Here is a 17,394-nt window from a genome sequence, read left to right on the forward strand (position 1 = left end):
GCGCGGGTCGCTCCGGCGAGGGGCTGACCGGCGGCATACCATGTGCGTCAGCAGTCCGACCAGTGAAAGCCGCTGCGACCGGCGGGAGGCAGACGAAGATGGACGAGGCCGAGAGCCTGGAGAGCAGGGCGCACCGGGCCTTGGTCGAGTGGCTGACCAGGGAGCATCCGACGCCGGGCCAGCCCGTGCCGGTGCGGGAGTTCGCCCGCCGGCTCGGCATGAGCCGGACGCCCGTACGCAGTGCGGTGGGCCGGTTGTTCGAGCGCGGCCTGCTGGCCTACGACCCGGTGGCCGGCTTCACCGTGGCGATTCCCGCCCTGTCGACGCTGTACGAACTGTTCGAGCTGCGGCTGATGATCGAGTCGCACAGCCTGCGACTGTTCGCGGACCGGACCGACCTCAAGCCGCCGGAGACACTGCGGGAGATGGTCGACGAGGCCGAGAGCCTCGCCAAGATCGTGGTCGCCGAGCCGGAGCGCTACATCGACTTCCGAGACAACGACAGCCGGTTCCACCGGGCGATCGTGCAGCTGGCGGGCCTGCCGAAGCTGCTCTCACTGCACGACGACCTGCACCTGTCGATCCACGTGACGCGCGCGGGGATGGAGGCGCCCCTCAACCAGGGCCGGCTGGACGCCGCGGTCGAGGAGCACCGCGCAATCGTCGACGCACTCGAGGGCGGCGAGCGGGAGCGAGCGCGGGAGCTGCTGGAGGGCCACATCCTCCGCGTCCGCGACCAGACGATCGTGTTCCTGTCCCGCCCGCGGATGGGTTCCTAGCCCCGGCCGGAAGTGGCCGCACTGTTGGCATGTTGGTGGCATGCCACCGTGCGTAGGCTGGAGTCGTGAAGCTGGAGCCTGGCACCGACAGCAACGCTGTTTGCGTGGATACGCCGCTACGGCTCCGCTTCGACCGACCCCAGCGACTCGGGACCGGCGGCCTGATCGAGGTCCGCCGCGCGGACGGTTCGCTGGCCGAGCGCATCGACCTGGCGGATCCCCGCACTCATCTCCGTACGGTCGGCGATGCGGTCGACGACGCCGGCGAACCGCGCCCCATCCGCTACTTCCCGGTGATCGTCGACGGTGAGACGGTCACGATCTATCCGCACCGGCAGCTGGACCATGGCCAGACCTACTACGTCACTGTCGATTCCGCGGTCCTGATCGGCTTTCCGGGCATCCGCGACCAGCGAACCTGGCGGTTCACGACCAGATCCACTCCCCCGCCGGCCGGGAGCCGTACGCTGCGCGTCGCCGCTGAGGGTCCGGCCGACTTCCGGACCGTCCAGGGCGCCATCGACTTCGTACCAAAGGGCAACAGCCGGTCCGTCACGATCGACGTCGAGCCCGGCACGTACACGGAGCTCACGTACGTCCGCGCCGACCGACCGGGGATCACGGTTCGCGGGCGGGATCGCGAGCGGACAGTCGTCCAGTACGCCAACAACAACATCCTCAACGGCCAGGAGCCCGACAACCGCTGGCGCGCCAACTTCGGCGTCGAAGCCGACGACTTCACGTTGCGGAACATCACGCTGCACAACACCACGCCCGACGGCGGCTCGCAGGCGGAGGCGTTTCGCGGCAACGGTGAGCGCACCAGGCTCGAGCACGTCACGTTGACGAGCTTCCAGGACACCCTGCGCCTACAGGGATCCGGCTTCGTCACCGACTCCCTCATCGAGGGCGACACCGACTTCGTCTGGGGCGCCGGCGCCGTGTTCGTGCGCGACTCGGAGCTGCGGTCGCGCGGGCCCGGCTACTACTGCCAGATCCGCAACGACGCGCGGCACAACGGCAACGTGTTCGTCAACACGCGGCTCACTCGTTCGCCGGACACGCCCGATGGCTCGGTTTACCTGGCGCGGATCGCGCCCCAGGTCTTTCCGTACAGCCAGGCGGTCTTCATCGGCACCGCGATGGACCGGCACGTCCATCCGGCGGGCTGGCTGATCCAGCCGGACGACACGATGCCGGCGCCGGACGTGCGGTTCTGGGAGTACGGCAGCACCGATCTGGAGGGCCGGCTGATCGCCACCTCCCGACGGCATCCGGCCTCCCGGCAGCTCACGGCCGAAGAGGCGGCCCGATGGGGCGATCCCACGTTCGTCCTGGGCGAGTGGAGGCACGCATGCGAGACGTGATCACGATCGGCTCGCTCGCCGAGGCCGGCGAGCGCCGGGCCAGACTGATCGACTACGTGTGGAAGGGATCCGGCCTGCCGGCCGGGTTGCCGCAGACCGACATCGACGTCGAACCGCCCGAGCTCGCGAGCCTCGTACGCGGCCGGATCGACCGGCTGACCGTACACCTGCCGCACGGGTTGACGTCCACGAGCCATCTCGTGTGGCCGGCCGGACGGCACAACGGGTGGTTCGTGCTCTACCACGGCGGTCACGGCGATCCGCACGGCGAGCAGTACGGCCCGGCGACGCGGCGCTCGGTGCAGTCCCTGCTCGACAACGGCTTCCTGGTCGCGGTCGTCGACCTGCCGCTGCACGGGTGGAACCGCGACGAGCGGTTCAGCGGCCACGCGGACTTCGCGGCCTACGAGTCGAGCGAGTTCTCCGCCCTGACGTTCTTCCTCGAGCCGCCGGCCCGGATCCTCAACCAGGTCGAGCGCGACCACCGGCCGGCGTCGATCGGCCTGATCGGGTTCTCCGGCGGCGCGTGGGCGACGACGGTGTACGCGGCGATCGACCCGCGCGTCAGAAGCAGCTATCCCGTCGCGGGCAGCTGGCCTTTCTTCCTCAGGTCGCAGCCCGCGCACAACCCCAACTTCGGGGACTGGGAACAGCGAGCCGACACCCTGCCCGGCTTCTACGCGATCGCCGGCTACCTCGATCTGTACGTGCTGGGCGCCATCGGCCACGGCCGGAGGCAGCTGCAGGTGCTCAACCGCTACGACCCGTCGTGCTTCCCGGGCCTCGGCGACCAGTACGCGCCGGACGTCGAGCGGCACGTTCGCGACCTCGGCCAGGGCAGCTGGGCACTGCTCGACGACGCCACCCATCGCGAGCACACCGTCTCGCCATACGCCATGTCCGTCATCCTCGACGACCTCCAGGTACACCAGGACGCCATCAGAACCACGAACGCACAGGAGTGAACGCATGAGTGTCTGCGGACCGGCCGTCCCGACCGGCTCGTCCCACGCGGTCCAGCATCCGCTCGGCCTCACCGACGTACGCCTGACCGGCGGGCTGCTCGCCCGGCTCCGGAAGGCGAACCGGACCGCAAGCCTGCCGCTGGGTATTCAGCAGCTCGAAGCCGCCGGCAACCTCAACAACCTGAGGATCGCCGGATTGTTGAACAATTCAACAAGAGAGCAAGAGAACATATCACAAGTTGATCGTGAGTACCGTGGTCCGGTCTACATGGACTCCGACGTCACCAAGCTGCTGGAGACCGCGGCTTGGGAGCTCGCCGCCGAGCCTTCGCAGGCGCTCGAGGCGTTCCTCGCCGAGGCCACCGAGCTGCTGGAGAACGCCCAGCAGAAGGACGGCTACCTGCACTCGTACCACCAGGTGAAGACGCCCGGCGAGCGTTACGTCAACCTGTCCGGCAGCCACGAGCTCTACTGCGCGGGCCATCTCGTGCAGGCCGCTGTCGCCGCGCATCGCGCTGTCGGTGACGGCCGGCTGCTGGAGGTCGCGCGGCGGTTCGCCGACCACCTGGTCGAGGAGTTCCTGGACGGCACCAACACCGGTCTGGACGGGCATCCCGAGGTCGAGACGGCGCTGGTCGAGCTCTACCGTGGCACCGGCGACGAGCGTTATCTCCGGCTGGCTTCGAAGTTCGTCGACGAGCGCGGCAAGGGGCTGGTCGGCAGGACCGCCAAAGGGCCGGAGAACTACCAGGACCACCTGCCGGTGCGGGACGCGCCGACGCTGCTCGGGCACGCGGTCCGGGCGCTCTACCTGGAGGCCGGAGTCGTCGACGTCTACCTGGAGACCGGCGACGAGTCGCTGCTGCGGGCCTCGGTCGCGCGCTGGGACGACATGGTCGCCAGCAAGACGGCGATCACCGGCGGGCAGGGCTCGCGGCTGCTGCGGGAGGCGTTCGGCGACCGGTACGAGCTGCCGCCGGACCTGGCGTTCAACGAGACCTGCACGGCGGTCGCGAGCATCCACTGGGCCTGGCGGCTGCTGCTCGCGACCGGTGAGGCGCGATACGCCGAGCTGATCGAACGCACGCTGTACAACGGGTTCGCGGCGGCGACGTCGCTCGACGGGCGACGCTTCTTCAAGGGCAACCCGTTGCAGCGCCGCGCCGACCACTTTCCGTTCGAGCACGAGGCCAGGCGAAGCGGGTGGTTCTGGTCGGCGTGCTGCCCGCCGAACGTGACCAGGCTGCTCTCGTCGTTGCCGGGGTATGTCGCCACAACCGCCGGCGACACGCTCTACCTGCAGCAGTTCTCGGCCGGCACCGTGTCGGCGGGGCTGGCGTCCGGTGCGCTCGAGCTCGACGTGTCGACCGGCTACCCCTGGGACGGCGAGGTCGCCGTCACCGTACGACAGGCACCGGAATCCCTTTGCGGGCTGGCGTTCCGGGTGCCGAGCTGGAGCCGGCGGACGCGGGTGTTCGTCGGCGACGCCGAGCACGACAGCCGGGCCGACGAGTACGGCTATGTCGTGGTCCGCCGGCACTGGCGGGCGGGTGAGACCGTCCGGCTGAAGCTCGACCTACGCCCGCGGCTGACCTACCCGGACCGCCGTCTGGACGCCGTGCGCGGATGTGTGGCGATCGAGCGCGGGCCGCTGGTCTACTGCGTCGAGCAGGTCGACCAGCCCGACGGTGTGCGGCTCGACGACCTGGCCGTGCCCGCCGGCTGCGAGCCACGCGCCGTCGAGGTAGCCGGCGATCCGCTGTTCGGGCGGACCGTCGTCCTCGAGATCGACGCTGACCTGCACACCGAGGCAGCGCCCGCCGGTCGGCTGCCGTACGGTTCCGCGCCGAGCGCGGGCAGCGTCCGGAACGTCACGGCGAGGGCAATTCCGTACTTCCAGTGGGACAACCGCGACGGCGGAGCGATGCGAGTCTGGCTGCCGGTGCGCGAGTAGCACGACATTTGTCATGGGTGGGTTCGAACGGACGGCACAGTTGGCAGGCCGTCGTGAGGTCGATGCTCGAGAGGTACAGACGTCTCGCCTCACGACAACGGAGGGACCACTCCATGCTGCGCCGTATCGCACCTGCCCTCGGGCTCTTCTTCCTGAGCCCGCTCGTGGCGGAGTTCCTGCTCGGAAACCTGTCGATCGCGCTCATCGCCGGCATGCTGTTCCTCAGCGCGATGTACGGCGGCGGTGCCGTGCTGATCCGCGAGGTCGCCCGCCGCACCGGTCGCGGCTGGCCGACCATCGTCCTGCTCGCGGCGGCCTACGGCGTCGTCGAGGAGGGACTGGTCACCCAGTCGCTGTTCAACCCCCACTACGCCGGCGCTGACCTGCTGAGCTATGGGCACATCGACGCGCTGGGCATGGGCTCCTGGTGGACGTTGTTCGTGCTCACGCTGCACACCGTCTGGAGCATCAGCGTCCCGATCGCGCTGATGGAGGCCATGGTGCCGACCCGCCGGACGACACCATGGCTCGGCAGGATCGGACTCCCGGTCGTCGCTGTCCTCTTCGTACTGGGATGCGTGCTGAACTTCGCCGGATCGCTCGACCAGTCGTCGCTCGGTGGGCCGAAGGAAGCGTTCTTCGCCTCGCCGGGTCAGTTCGTCGGCGCGGGCGTCGCCATCGTCGTCCTGATCGTGCTGGCGTTCGTCGTCGGTCGCCGCCAGCGGAGGCAGGTAGCCGGATCGGTTCCCGGCCCGGCGATCGTCAGCGGGATCTCACTTGTCGCGAGTAGCGTCTTCCTCGTGCTCCCACACAGCATGCCGGCCTGGCTGATCTGCGTGAGCTACCTCATGTTGTACGCCGTCGTCGCGTTCCTGGCGGCATTCTGGTCGCGGCGTTCGGGCTGGAGGCCCCTGCACACGGCCGCGCTGGCGGGAGGTGCGCTGCTCACATACGCCTGGCACGGGTTCCTCCAGCCCTCGCTCGACCAGCGCAACTCCACGATCGACCTGATCGGCAACGCGGTCTTCGCGGTGGTCGCCCTCGCGGTGCTGGCCGCGGCCGTGGTGCGAACGGCGCGCGTGCCAGAGGTTGCCCAGGTGGCTACGTCAGAACCCGTACGTTCGTGAACGTCGCGACGCTGTAGTTCACGATGTCGTTGGCCTCCTTGCCACCATCCACTGCCATCCCGATCAGGACGTCGGGCGCCATCACGATCCGCTCGTACCCGATCCTGGTCCACTGCAGCGAGTCGGCCGACAGGTGAACCTCGAACTCCCTGCCCCGCTTGATCATGCGCAGCCAGTACGGCTTGTCGTCGAGGTTGCCGTCGTCGTACGGATAGTCTCCAACGCTTGCCTGCGGGCCGTCGGAGGCGATCCGTACGACGCGGGCTTTCCGGCCGTGCTCCCAGGTGAGCCCGCCGAACATGAACGGCGAGTTCGCCTCGAGCGACTCGCGGATCATCACGCCCGCCAGCAGGTTCTCGTACACGTGACTGGACGAGTCGAGCCGGACGATGATCTCCACCACGTCGTCCGGGCCGGCGTGGATCGGCTTGTGCACGAAGTGGAACGCGTCCTTACGACCCTGGATCCTGCCGGAGCCCTTGATGGTGAACGTACTGCCGTTGAGCGAGACCGAGCCGGGGATCGGCACGTTGCCGACGTCGCGCGAGCGCCAGCCCGACACGGTCGTCGTCTGGTTGACGTGGATCGGCAGGCAGGTCGACGTGGTGGCCGTTCCGGTGTCGTCGGTCGCCCTCGCGGTCAGGTAGTACGTGCCGTCGGCAGCGGAGTTCCAGGTGGCCTTGTACGGTGCGGACGTCGCCTCGCCGAGCAACGTCTCGCCCTGGAAGAACTCAACCTTGGCGATGCTCGCGCCTTCGGCCGCGGTCGCCTCCGCCGTGACGGTGACGGTCTGGGACGCGGTGCTGGCGCTGAAGACCTGGTTGTACGTGGGGCTGGTGATGGTGATGCTCGGGTTTGGCGCGCCGGAGCGGGTGATGGAGTTCAGATACCTTTCCAGGTTGGTGAATCCGTCGGGCCCGGTGCCGTTGCGGTCTTCCGCGTTGTTCGGGTCGAGGCCGTTCGCCTGCTCCCACTCGTCCGGGATGCCGTCGTGGTCGGAGTCGGTCGGAGGCGTCGTCGACGCGAGGGGCGGGAAGCCGCCGACCTCCTTCTGTGAGTTGATCATCCGGCCGGTGCGGTTGCGTACGTCGTCGACGAGCCGCGCGTCCACGGCGTCCCGGCGCGGGAGGATGGCGCCCACGTTGTCCAGCAGGGTGGCGTAGACGTCCTCGGCCTTCTGCGTTTCGAGCTCGCCGGGGAAGCTGACGGGTTCGGTGAGGCGGGTGATGCCGCCGGGGGCGTACTCGATGCCCTTGCCGTTGTCGTCGGTGACGTCCTGGTGGCCTTCGACAACGTTGTCCTCGATGTACCACTCGCCGAACCGGCCGGGCGCGAAGATGACCGGCGCGATGTCTGCGAGGGTGTCGGGGCCGGGACGGAAGTAGTTGGCGACGACGTTCACGCCCTCGGACCACTCGCCGCCGTAGCCGGAGGTGAAGCCGTAGTTGTAGATGACGTTGTTGCGCTGGTCGACCTTGAGCGGCACGTCCTCGACGAAGCTGTAGCGCGGGTTGCGGCCGCCCTGGTGGATCAGCAGGTTGTGGTGGTAGGTGATGTTCGTGCCGCCCCAGAGGCCGCCGTAGCCGTGCCTTCCCTTGGCGTGCACGGACATCGCGAGTCCCTCGGCGATGACGCAGTACTGCACGGTGACGTTCCGGTTGCCGTACAACGAGAAACACTCGTCGACGCCCCAGCTCACCGAGCAGTGGTCGACGACGACGTTCTCGTGGCCCTCACCGTTGAACGTGTCGATCTCGGTGCCCTTGAGGTCGCCGCCGCGGAAGCGCAGGTAGCGGATGATGACGTTGTCGGCCTTGACCGACGTCTCGTTGCCCACGACGCAGATGCCGCCGCCGGGCGCCGTCTGGCCGGCGATCGTGAGGTTGGAGCCGGTGATGTCCAGGCCGCCCTCGATGAAGATGTTGCCGGACACGCGGAACACGACCGTCCGGTTGCTGCCGGAGACGGCGTCCCGCAGGGAACCCGGTCCGGAGTCGTCGAGGTTGGTGACCTCGTAGACCTCTCCCCCGCGGCCGCCGGTGGTGTACATGCCGCAGCCTTCCGCGCCGGGGAACGCCGGCAGGTCGGCGGCGGTGGCGGCTGCGATCTTGGCGTCCATCGCCTTCTGCCTCGCGGTCCGCTTCTCCCCCGGCGTCGCTGGCGTTGCCGGCCCCCACATCACCGCCGGCCCGGCGAGCGCACCGCCCGCCACGAAGCTGCGCCGGGTGATCCCGCTCGCTGGCACGGGTCGTTCAGACGTTGCCGCCATTGCCCATCTCCGATCACGATGCACGCTGCTGGTATGCCACTTGAATGCCGTCATGGTCGAGCGCACATCTCAACCCGTCAACCAAGCACGACCGCTCTTGGCCAGGGATTGTGTGGTGGAGCGGGTTGGTGGATCAGCCGGTGAACACGGTGTGGCATGCCGGGGCGGCACCGCTCCGGCGGCGCGTCAGTACGGGCCTCGTACGGTCACGCTCTGGCCGTACCGGTCGCCCGCGGCTCCGTGCTCCGGGGTCCACCGGTCCCACGTGATCGGGCCGGATCCGTGGCGGTGCACGCCGTGCGCGGCCCAGCCGGCGTTCCGGCTCGTGCCGCTGCTGCCTGGCACGCCGATGACCAGTTCGTCACCGTCGGAGCTGGCGCCTGACCCGCAAGCCAGCTGGGCGCCGAAGCCGGCACCGGCTGCGCTGTGACCGCCCACCGTCTCCGCGGTCAACGTGGGCGCGTCCAGCAGGCCGAGGACCGCACCCGAGCCGGCATCTTCGCCGGGTGCTCCAGCCAGCAACAACGTCGCGGTGGGGTGCACGGACTTGCTCCCGCTGGAGATCGGCCGCTTGTCGTAGTGCTCGTAGCGGCACAGAGCCGTGCCGAAGCGGTCGCCGGAATCGGCGCGCTGGCCGCGGACATCGTTCTCGGAATAGGTGCGACCGGCATGCCACACCCACGTCCGGCCGGACTGCGTTGCGCGCAACGTGACGATCTGGCCGGCGTCCCGTACGCCGTCGACGTCCCTGCCCGGCACGCCGATCCACAAGGTCTCGGTCATGGTCGCGTCGTCCCAGTGCCGCAGGAACGAGGAGCCGAAGCCGTCACCGGCGGCCGGCTTGCCCGGCAGTCCGGTCGTGCCGAGCTGGAAGATCCAGTACTTGGGTGGTCTGGCGGGTGATCCTCGGTTGACGTACACGACCAGCCCGGCACCCTGCTGCCCGCCGAGGGTGGCGCCGGGTGCTCCCCACATCTGGTTGGAGACTGTCGTGCCGAGCCGGTCGCCGGCCTGCGCCTCGCGCGGCGATCCCTTCAGGTCGAGGGTGTACAACGCTCCGTTCACGGTCTTGACCGAGCCGTAGAACTGGCCGCCGACGTACTTCGTGAAGTCCAGGACGAACACTCCGCCCGCGGCCCTGGCATCGCCGACGTCGAGTCCAGGCACGCCCACGGACACCTGCGTCGCCCCGGAGTCCTCGTTTACCTCGCCTGCCAGCGCCGCACCGAACTCCGCGCCGGCCTGCACCCGTCCGGGGGCGGCGGGGGTGTCGCCGGGATCACCCGGCATGCGGACATGGACATCGTCCTGGGTGACCACATCGACGAAGCGGTACGTCTTGCCCGCCTGCTCGAAGACGTAGACGCCTCCGGCGTCCTTACGCCCGCCGACGTCCAGGCCGGGGGCGCCGACCAGCAGGAAACTGGGGCCGTTGTGATCGACCTCGTCCAGCGGACCGGAGAACACCGCCGCGCCGAACCGCTCGCCGGCCTGCGGATCGGGCGGCGCCAGCACGTGCCGACCGTCCGACCCGGCCGTTCGTACCTCCACCACACCCGAGCCGTTCGCTTGTGGAGCGCCGACATAACCGTCGCTGAGCGAGGCGTTGCGCGCGGCGGCGGCCACCTGGTTGCCCACCGGGCCTTTGTCCTCCGGCTTCGCCGGAGACTGCGGCGAGCAACCGGCGACCGCCAACCCGGCCAGCGCGGACACCGCTATCAACGCCTGCGCCTCGAGTGCCGGGCTCCGGCCCGGCCGGTCCGTACGTCTGGCGTTCATATCCCAGACGACTCAATGCCCCCGGCGAAAGTTGTCGCTGCCGACGAATATGGAAAAAGACGACCGCCGGGCCTCCGCGTTACGTCCCGAGGCCGGAGTAGCGGTCGCCGACCCGATACGTCGCGACGCCGAGGGTGGAGTCGCTCTGGCCGTAGTACGCGAACCACGTGCCCTGGTGGAAGACGAGCCCTTCGACGAACGTCACGTTCGACACCAGGCCGTGGGTGTCCTCGTACGTGCTCGGCTCGAGCCAGGGGCGGTTCAGCTGGGCCAGGATCCGGCCTGGGTCGTCGGGTGAGAAGAGGAGTTGGCCGCAGGTGTAGCGGACGCCGCCTCCGGGGAGCTTCACCGCGGCGTTGTGGAGCAGGAGGATGAGGCCGCTGCTGGTGACGATCGGCTGCGGGCCGACTTCGACCAGGGCCGAGCCGAACGAGCCAGGCGTCGGCGTCATGGCCGGCTCGGCCACTGGTGTCCAGTGGATCAGGTCGTCGGACCAGGCGTGGAAGATGGAGCCCTCGCCGAAGTACATGAGGTAGCGGCCGTCGACCGGCACCGGCAGGATGCCGCCGGCCTTGCTCCACGTGCGGCTCGGCTCCCGCGGCCCGAACGTGTCGAAACCCGGGAACAGCGGCCCGTGCTTCGTCCACGTCCGCAGGTCCGTAGAGGTCGCCAGGCACAGCTGGGCGGTCGAGCGGTCCCAGCCGGTGTAGGTGAGGTAGTACGTACCGTCGATCTCGGTGACGCGGGGGTCCTCGCAGCCGTGGACGTCGTACGGCTCGCTCGGCGACAGCACCGGCTCCGGCTCGCGTTCGAAGTCGAGCCCGTCCGCGCTCCTCGCCAGCCCCACGTGCGACACGATGTCGTCGGCGTGTGCCCGGTAGAGCAGCACCACCTCGCCGCCGGCGACGACGGCGGCCGGGTTGTAGACGGACGCCGACTCCCAGCCGGTGCCCTGCGGGCGCAGGATCGGGTTGCGGTCGTACGGACGGAACGGGCCGAGCGGAAACTCCGCGGGCGGAACGGTCGAGCTCATGGCCGGTTAGCCTACGGAGAAGTCCCTGATCACCGGGAAGTAGTCCGTCGCCTGTCCACCGCCGCTGACTGCCGTCGACGACCACAGGCACGGATAGTCAGACTCGTCGCACTCCGGTCCCCAGAACAGGCCGACCGCGGCTCCGCCGGACCGCATCCCCGTCAGCACCGACCGGATCGCGGCGGGCGAGCTGGCGTCGCTGCCTGCCTGCAACGGCGCGTAGAACTCCGCCCACCACACCGGCAGCGTCGTACGCGCGGTCAGCCACTCGGTGATCGCCTGGAACGGCGCACCCGCCTCGGACGCCGGCGGGTAGTAGCCGTCCCGCGTCGACGCCCACGTGTCCAGGTTGACGAAGTCCGCGCCGGCCTGGTGCGACAGCCAGTACTCGATCGCGTCCAGGTCCCGCTGGTCCACCGTCCCCCACGAGCCCGTGAGCGACGAGGGGTGACTCATGTTGCCGCGATCCTTGTAGATGTTCACCGAGACGTACGGCCCACCGACGTGCAGATCCGGGTTGTACGCCTTCAGCTTCGCGTAGACCAGGTTGTACAGCTCGGTGTAGCCCTCGTAGTTCCAGCGATTCGCCGAGTCGTCCCAGAATCCCTTGAACTCGTTCCACACCTGGAAGTACTTCACGTCCGGATAGCGCTTGGCCGTCTCCAGCGCGAGGTTCGCGAAGTCGTCGTAGTGGTCGGGCGTCGGTGCGGCGTCCATGTCCCAGTCGTCGGTGCCCTTCATCCAGCCGGGCGCCGTGCACAGCGTGATCACCGGCACTCCCCCGGTGGACCGGATCAGCTCGATCCGCCCGTCCAGGCTGGCCCAGTCGTACACCCCCGGGCTCGGCTCGGGATTGTCGGTACCCCACCCCATCAGGTGCTGGTTCTGCAGCGGCCCGACCTGGCCGAGCAGCGCCTTCGCGGACGAGATCGCGCCGGGGTCGCCCCACGGGTCCGGGCCACCCGACTGGGTGTGCGTCACGCCGGCCTGGAACGTGACCGCCGCCTGGTTCGAGGCCGCCGCCTGCGGTGCCGAGCCGGCTCCCAGTGCGATCACGGAGATCCCCATCGCCGCCGCGGCGACGCCGAGCACACCCGTACGAAGTCCCACCAAGCCCTCCCCAGAGCCGAGAAGCCGACAAGCGGCCGGCCGACGAAAAGTTGATCTTGCGAAAGCCATCACAGCGTAGGAAGAACGCGACCACCCGTCGCGCCCGGTTGCACCAAGCTGCCGTTTCCGCAGAGTTACGAATCCGACGTTTGCGTACTTTCCTCGCGAAGCTTGCCCTAGGATCGCGAGCCAGTGTGTGCGGCAGCGCTGGGTGGCCGCGCCAGGAATGAGAGGTCACCACCAAGTGGCACCGAAAGCCAGGGCCAAAGCCAAGGCCAAGGCAGCGCTCGCGCTCACCACGACGGCCGCCGTACTCGCGCTGGCCGGTTCGACTGGTGCGCAGGCCGAGCCGCCGCCCGCGGCCGCGTCCGCCGGCATCTATCTCGTGCAGACCAGCGGCGTTCCGATCGCGGCCTATGACGGGTCGGACGTCAGCGGACATCGCAAGGCGCTAGCCGACGGGCGCCAAGCCGTGCTGGCAAAGGTTCCGGGCGTCGAGAAGATCTACGACTACGAGACCGCGTTCAACGGCTTCGCGGCCAGGCTGACCGGCCCGGAGGCCGCCAAGCTGGCCCGCACCCCCGGTGTGCTGGGCGTGTGGAAGAACGAGGTACGCAAGCTCGACACGACCTCCACTCCGAAGTTCCTCGGCCTGACCGGCGACGACGGTGTGTGGGCCAAGCAGTTCGGCGGCGACAAGCACGCCGGCGAGGGTGTGATCGTCGGCATGGTCGACTCGGGCGTCTGGCCGGAGAACCCCGCGTTCGCCGCGCTGCCCGAGCCGCGGCCCGACGCCAAGGCCATCCGGAAGAAGTGGAAGGGCACCTGCGACCGCGGTGCCGATACCGCCGACAACAACATCACGTGCAACAACAAGCTGATCGGCGCGCGCTACTTCCACGAGGGCGTCACGCCGGTCGAGGACGAGTTCGAGTCGCCGCGTGACTTCGGTGGGCACGGCACCCACACGGCCAGCACCGTGGCCGGCGACCTCGGCGTCGACGCGATCATCAACGGCGCCAGCCGCGGCAAGATGTCCGGCATGGCTCCGGCCGCGCGGATCGCGGCGTACAAGGTCTGCTGGGAGACCGGCGGCGACGGCGGCTGCGGAACGGTCGACAGCGTCGCGGCCATCGACCAGGCGGTCGCCGACGGCGTCGACGTCATCAACTTCTCGATCTCCGGCTCGACGAGCTCGGTCGTCGATCCCGTCGAGATCGCGTTCTACAACGCCGCGAAGGCCGGCGTGTTCGTCTCCGCGTCGGCGGGCAACGAGGGCCCGGGCGAGTCGACGGTCGCGCACAACTCGCCGTGGCTCACCACGGTCGCGGCCAGCACGCACGACCGCGCGTTCAAGGCGTCCGCGACGCTGGGCAACGGCACAACGCTGAGCGGCGCGGGTCTGGGTGACGCGGTGCCTTCGAGCCCGCTGGTGCTCTCCGACAACGTGGGCAAGGCCGAGGCTCCGGCGAACGAGGTCCACCTCTGCTACCCCGGCCGGCTCGATCCGGCCGAGGTGGCAGGCAAGATCGTGGCCTGCGCCCGCGGCGTCAACGCCCGCGTCGACAAGAGCGAGGCCGTGAAGGAAGCCGGCGGCTCCGGGATGATCCTCTACAACACCAGCGCCGCGGCCGACGACACCGCCTCCGACTTCCACTACGTACCGACCGTGCATGTGAACGTCGCCGCGGGCAAGACGCTGGCCGGCTACGCCGGACAGCCCGGCGCGACCGCGGCGCTCAGCAAGGGTGAGCAGTACGTCGCGGAGGCGCCGGAGATGGCGTCGTTCTCCTCGGCAGGCCCGGCGCTGGCCGGCGACGGCGACCTGCTCAAGCCCGACATCACCGCGCCCGGCGTCGACGTGATCGCCGCCGTCGCGCCTCCGGGCAACGCCGGCGCCAACTTCGCGTCGTACCAGGGCACCTCGATGTCGAGCCCGCACATCGCCGGCCTGGCCGCGCTGCTGATCGGCAAGCACCCGGCCTGGGACCCGATGTGGGTCAAGTCGGCGCTGATGACCACCGCCTCGCAGGTCGACAACCAGGGCAAACCGATCAAGCGCGGCTCCGCGAACGCCACGCCGTTCGACTTCGGCGCGGGCCACGTGAACCCGAAGGCGTCCTTCGACCCCGGCCTGGTCTACGACTCGGCGCCCCGCGACTGGGTGGCGTACATGTGCGCGCTCGGCCAGGGGCAGTCGATCGGAGCGCCGTGCGCGAAAGCCGGGACGATCGACCCGAGCGACCTCAACTACCCGTCGATCGCGGTGGGCGACCTGGCCGGGTCGCAGACCATCACCCGCCGCGTCACCAACACCACGGGCAAGCTGGCCTACTACCGCTCCACGGTGGAGGCGCCCGCGGGCACCAAGGTGAGCGTGCGGCCCGCCGGGCTGCTCGTGCCGCCGCACCGCTCGGTGTCGTACCAGGTGAAGATCAGCCGCACCGACGCCGCGTTCGGTGACTACTCGTTCGGCGCGCTGACCTGGAGCGACGGCCTCGGCCACAAGGTGCGCAGCCCGATCGCGGTGCGTCCGGTGGCTGTCGCGGCGCCGAAGGCGGCGTCCGGCAGCGGTACGTCCGGCAGTCTCCAGCTGGCGGTGAAGTCCGGCTACGACGGCACGCTGAACGCCTCCGCGGCCGGTCTGGTCGCCGACACCGTGACCGACCTGCCGCTGGCCAACCCGGACGGTAGCGGGTTCGACACCGACAAGCCGGCGACCGGCGAGCACACCGGCAAGGTCTCGGTGACGGTGCCGGAGGGCGCCAAGCTGGCACGGTTCGCGACGTTCGACGCCGACTACACCTCGCTCGGCGAGGGCACCGACATCGACCTGTTCGCGTACAAGAAGACGGCTGACGGGCTGGAGCCGGTCGGCGACTCCGCCACCGCGACGGCCGAGGAGTCGATCACGCTGACCGAGCCGGGCGAGTACGAGATCTACGTCGATCTCTTCGCGCTCCCGGCCGGCGTGACCTCGGCGAACGTCCAGCACCACCACTGGGTGCTCGGCGACCCGGCCGGCAACCTCACGCTGGCGCCGGAGTCACAGCGGGTCGGCTCTGGTGACTCGGCGTCGGTGACGGTCTCGTGGAGCGGGCTGCGGGCGGGCACGCGTTACCTCGGCGCCGTGCTCTACTCGGACGAGAAGGCCGAGCTGGGCAACACCATCCTGACCGTTACCGGTTGACGTTTGGCGTCTGGCCGGCCACGTTCACTATCGTCGAAGGCACGGTGTGAACGTGGTCGGCCATGTTTCGTCGACGCCAGACGACTTCAGGAGCGTTGTTGTGCCGCAGAGCGAACGACCTGACTACTACGACTTCCATCCCTGGGGCTTCTTCAAGTCACCGGACGAGGTCCAGCTTCGGCACCGTCGTTGGCTCGAGCAGCTGACCAGGCGCCTTTTGGCCGACGGCGGCGAGGTCGAGCTGGCCGATCCGGTCTTCATCTCCTCGTGGGCGAGCGTCCACACCAGCCGGCTGAAGCTCGGGCAGCGCTGCTACATCGCCGCCCACTCCTACGTCTCGCAGGAGGTCGAGGCCGGTGACAACTGCACGCTGAACCCGTTCACGATCGTGCGCGGCAAGATCAAGCTCGGCAACGGCGTGCGGATCGGTGCGCAGGCGCAGCTGCTGGGGTTCAACCACGGCACCGCTCCGGACAAGCCGGTGTTCCAGCAGCCCACGACGTCGGTCGGCATCGAAGTCGGCGACGACGTGTGGATCGGGTCGAACGTCGTGATCGTCGACGGGGTCAAGGTGGGCGCGCACTGCATCATCGGCGCCGGCGCGGTCGTCACCAAGGACCTGCCGGAGTGGTCGGTCGCCGTGGGCAACCCGGCCCGGGTGATCCGCGACCGGCGCGAGCCACGCGGCGCCCGCGCTGCCGGGCAGGGGCTGGGTGCGCGGCTGGACGCGTTCGCCTCCAAGGCCCGGTCGCAGGCGGTCGACGTACTGGACCGCGCCTTCGTCGACGACCGGTTCCTCGACCGGCCCGGGCGGGAGCCGACCGTACGTGCCTGGTGCGACGCGGTGGAGATCGCGGACCTGCTGCTGGGCTCGGCGCCGCCGCAGGTGCCGGCCGAGCAGATCAGCGCGCACCTGCGCGAGCTGCAGGACCCGAAGACCGGGCTCGTGCCGGAGTACGGCGAGGACTCGCCGCCGACGCTGGGTGGCGCCGCGACGTACCACATCCTCTGCGTGGGCTACGCGCTGCAGCTGCTGGGGACGCCGTTCGAGCACCCCGTCCACGCCGTGCAGGACCTGACGCCGGGCGAGCTGGCCAAACAGCTCGACGCGTTGCCGTGGTCGCGACGGGCGTGGGGCGCCGGCTCGTTCATCGACTCGATCGGGACGGCGTACTACCGCAACCTGGCCGACTTCGACCTGCGCGCGGAGTCGACCGACGCCTTGTTCGGCTGGCTGCTGCGCAACGCCTCGCCCTGGCACGGGATGTGGGGCACGCCGGACAACGAGTCGCGCTGGCATCAGGTGGTCAACGGCTTCTACCGGCTCACGCGTGGGACGTACGCGCAGTTCGGGCTGCCGCTGCCGTACCCCGAGCGCGCGATCGACACGCTGCTGACCCACAGCGTGGACGTGGCGTACTTCGGTCCGGCGCGCGGCACAGCGTGCGACGTACTGGACGTGATCCACCCGCTCTGGCTGTGCGCGAAGCAGACGCCGTACCGCCGCCCCGAGGGCGAGGCCTGGGCGCGCCGGCAGCTGGACCGCGCGCTGTCGAAGTGGCAGGACGGCCAGGGCTTCACCTTCTACCTCGAGCCGGGCACCGACGAGCTGCACTCCCCTGGCCTGCAGGGCACGGAGATGTGGCTCGCGATCATCTGGCTGCTCGCCGACTACCTCGGCGAGAGCGAGGCCCTCGGCTACAAACCCCGCGGCGTCCACCGCCCCGATCCCGCGGCCACGCTCTAACCGGCCGCGGGGCAGCACCTCGCGCGGCCGGCTCGACCGGGTCCTGCCGGAGGCTGACCTCCCGGCATCCCTCA

General features: G+C 69.6%; 11 protein-coding genes. 7 read left to right on the plus strand and 4 right to left on the minus strand.

Annotation, left to right across the window (positions count from 1 at the left end):
- Nucleotides 1-98 precede the first annotated feature (98 nt).
- The 5 genes from ACYVF6_RS15150 (at nt 99) to ACYVF6_RS15170 (ending at nt 6,192) form a co-directional block, all read left to right on the plus strand.
- Complete coding sequence (locus ACYVF6_RS15150; RefSeq protein WP_460521503.1) at nt 99-779, plus strand: GntR family transcriptional regulator; 681 nt, start codon at nt 99-101, stop codon at nt 777-779.
- Nucleotides 780-844: 65 nt separating this feature from the next.
- On the plus strand, nt 845-2,146 hold the full coding sequence (locus tag ACYVF6_RS15155; protein WP_460521505.1) for a pectinesterase family protein: 1,302 nt from the start codon (nt 845-847) through the stop codon (nt 2,144-2,146).
- Nucleotides 2,134-3,111 (plus strand): alpha/beta hydrolase, encoded by a 978-nt coding sequence (locus ACYVF6_RS15160; RefSeq protein ID WP_460521507.1) that lies wholly within the window; start codon nt 2,134-2,136, stop codon nt 3,109-3,111. Before ACYVF6_RS15155 ends, ACYVF6_RS15160 begins: the two co-directional genes overlap by 13 nt.
- 4 nt (nt 3,112-3,115) lie before the next feature.
- Nucleotides 3,116-5,065: a glycoside hydrolase family 127 protein gene (locus ACYVF6_RS15165; protein WP_460521509.1), complete on the plus strand. Its 1,950-nt coding sequence runs from the start codon at nt 3,116-3,118 to the stop codon at nt 5,063-5,065.
- Between the two features lie 113 nt (nt 5,066-5,178).
- On the plus strand, nt 5,179-6,192 hold the full coding sequence (locus ACYVF6_RS15170; protein ID WP_460521511.1) for a hypothetical protein: 1,014 nt from the start codon (nt 5,179-5,181) through the stop codon (nt 6,190-6,192).
- Here ACYVF6_RS15170 and ACYVF6_RS15175 read toward each other — a convergent pair.
- The 4 genes from ACYVF6_RS15175 to ACYVF6_RS15190 form a co-directional block, all read right to left on the minus strand.
- Nucleotides 6,167-8,461 (minus strand): Ig-like domain-containing protein, encoded by a 2,295-nt coding sequence (locus ACYVF6_RS15175; protein ID WP_460521513.1) that lies wholly within the window; start codon nt 8,459-8,461, stop codon nt 6,167-6,169. The two genes, ACYVF6_RS15170 and ACYVF6_RS15175, sit on opposite strands and share 26 nt — an antisense overlap.
- 186 nt (nt 8,462-8,647) lie before the next feature.
- Nucleotides 8,648-10,240 carry a hypothetical protein gene (locus ACYVF6_RS15180; RefSeq protein WP_460521515.1) on the minus strand — a complete coding sequence of 531 codons (1,593 nt, stop codon included), beginning with the start codon at nt 10,238-10,240 and terminating at the stop codon, nt 8,648-8,650.
- A gap of 79 nt (nt 10,241-10,319) precedes the next feature.
- A complete protein-coding gene (locus tag ACYVF6_RS15185) occupies nt 10,320-11,273 on the minus strand; it encodes a glycoside hydrolase family 130 protein (RefSeq protein ID WP_460521517.1) in 954 nt (317 codons plus the stop codon).
- A gap of 6 nt (nt 11,274-11,279) precedes the next feature.
- Nucleotides 11,280-12,383 (minus strand): glycoside hydrolase family protein, encoded by a 1,104-nt coding sequence (locus ACYVF6_RS15190; RefSeq protein WP_460521519.1) that lies wholly within the window; start codon nt 12,381-12,383, stop codon nt 11,280-11,282.
- Nucleotides 12,384-12,627: 244 nt separating this feature from the next.
- On the opposite strand from ACYVF6_RS15190, the gene ACYVF6_RS15195 reads away from it, so the two are divergent.
- Together ACYVF6_RS15195 and ACYVF6_RS15200 are read left to right on the plus strand one after the other, a co-directional pair.
- Nucleotides 12,628-15,573: a S8 family peptidase gene (locus ACYVF6_RS15195; RefSeq protein ID WP_460521521.1), complete on the plus strand. Its 2,946-nt coding sequence runs from the start codon at nt 12,628-12,630 to the stop codon at nt 15,571-15,573.
- Between the two features lie 100 nt (nt 15,574-15,673).
- Nucleotides 15,674-17,320, plus strand: a complete 1,647-nt coding sequence (locus tag ACYVF6_RS15200; protein WP_460521523.1) for an acyltransferase — start codon at nt 15,674-15,676, stop codon at nt 17,318-17,320.
- Nucleotides 17,321-17,394 lie beyond the last annotated feature (74 nt).

It is taken from the genome of Flindersiella endophytica (assembly GCF_054779015.1).

What these genes read in the sequence shown, in the direction of transcription:
- ACYVF6_RS15150 (WP_460521503.1), top strand. Translation starts at nt 99, where the DNA reads ATGGACGAGGCCGAGAGCCTGGAGAGCAGGGCGCACCGGGCCTTGGTC.
- ACYVF6_RS15185 (WP_460521517.1), bottom strand. Translation starts at nt 11,273, where the DNA reads ATGAGCTCGACCGTTCCGCCCGCGGAGTTTCCGCTCGGCCCGTTCCGT.
- ACYVF6_RS15180 (WP_460521515.1), bottom strand. Translation starts at nt 10,240, where the DNA reads ATGAACGCCAGACGTACGGACCGGCCGGGCCGGAGCCCGGCACTCGAG.
- ACYVF6_RS15165 (WP_460521509.1), top strand. Translation starts at nt 3,116, where the DNA reads ATGAGTGTCTGCGGACCGGCCGTCCCGACCGGCTCGTCCCACGCGGTC.
- ACYVF6_RS15175 (WP_460521513.1), bottom strand. Translation starts at nt 8,461, where the DNA reads ATGGCGGCAACGTCTGAACGACCCGTGCCAGCGAGCGGGATCACCCGG.
- ACYVF6_RS15160 (WP_460521507.1), top strand. Translation starts at nt 2,134, where the DNA reads ATGCGAGACGTGATCACGATCGGCTCGCTCGCCGAGGCCGGCGAGCGC.
- ACYVF6_RS15170 (WP_460521511.1), top strand. Translation starts at nt 5,179, where the DNA reads ATGCTGCGCCGTATCGCACCTGCCCTCGGGCTCTTCTTCCTGAGCCCG.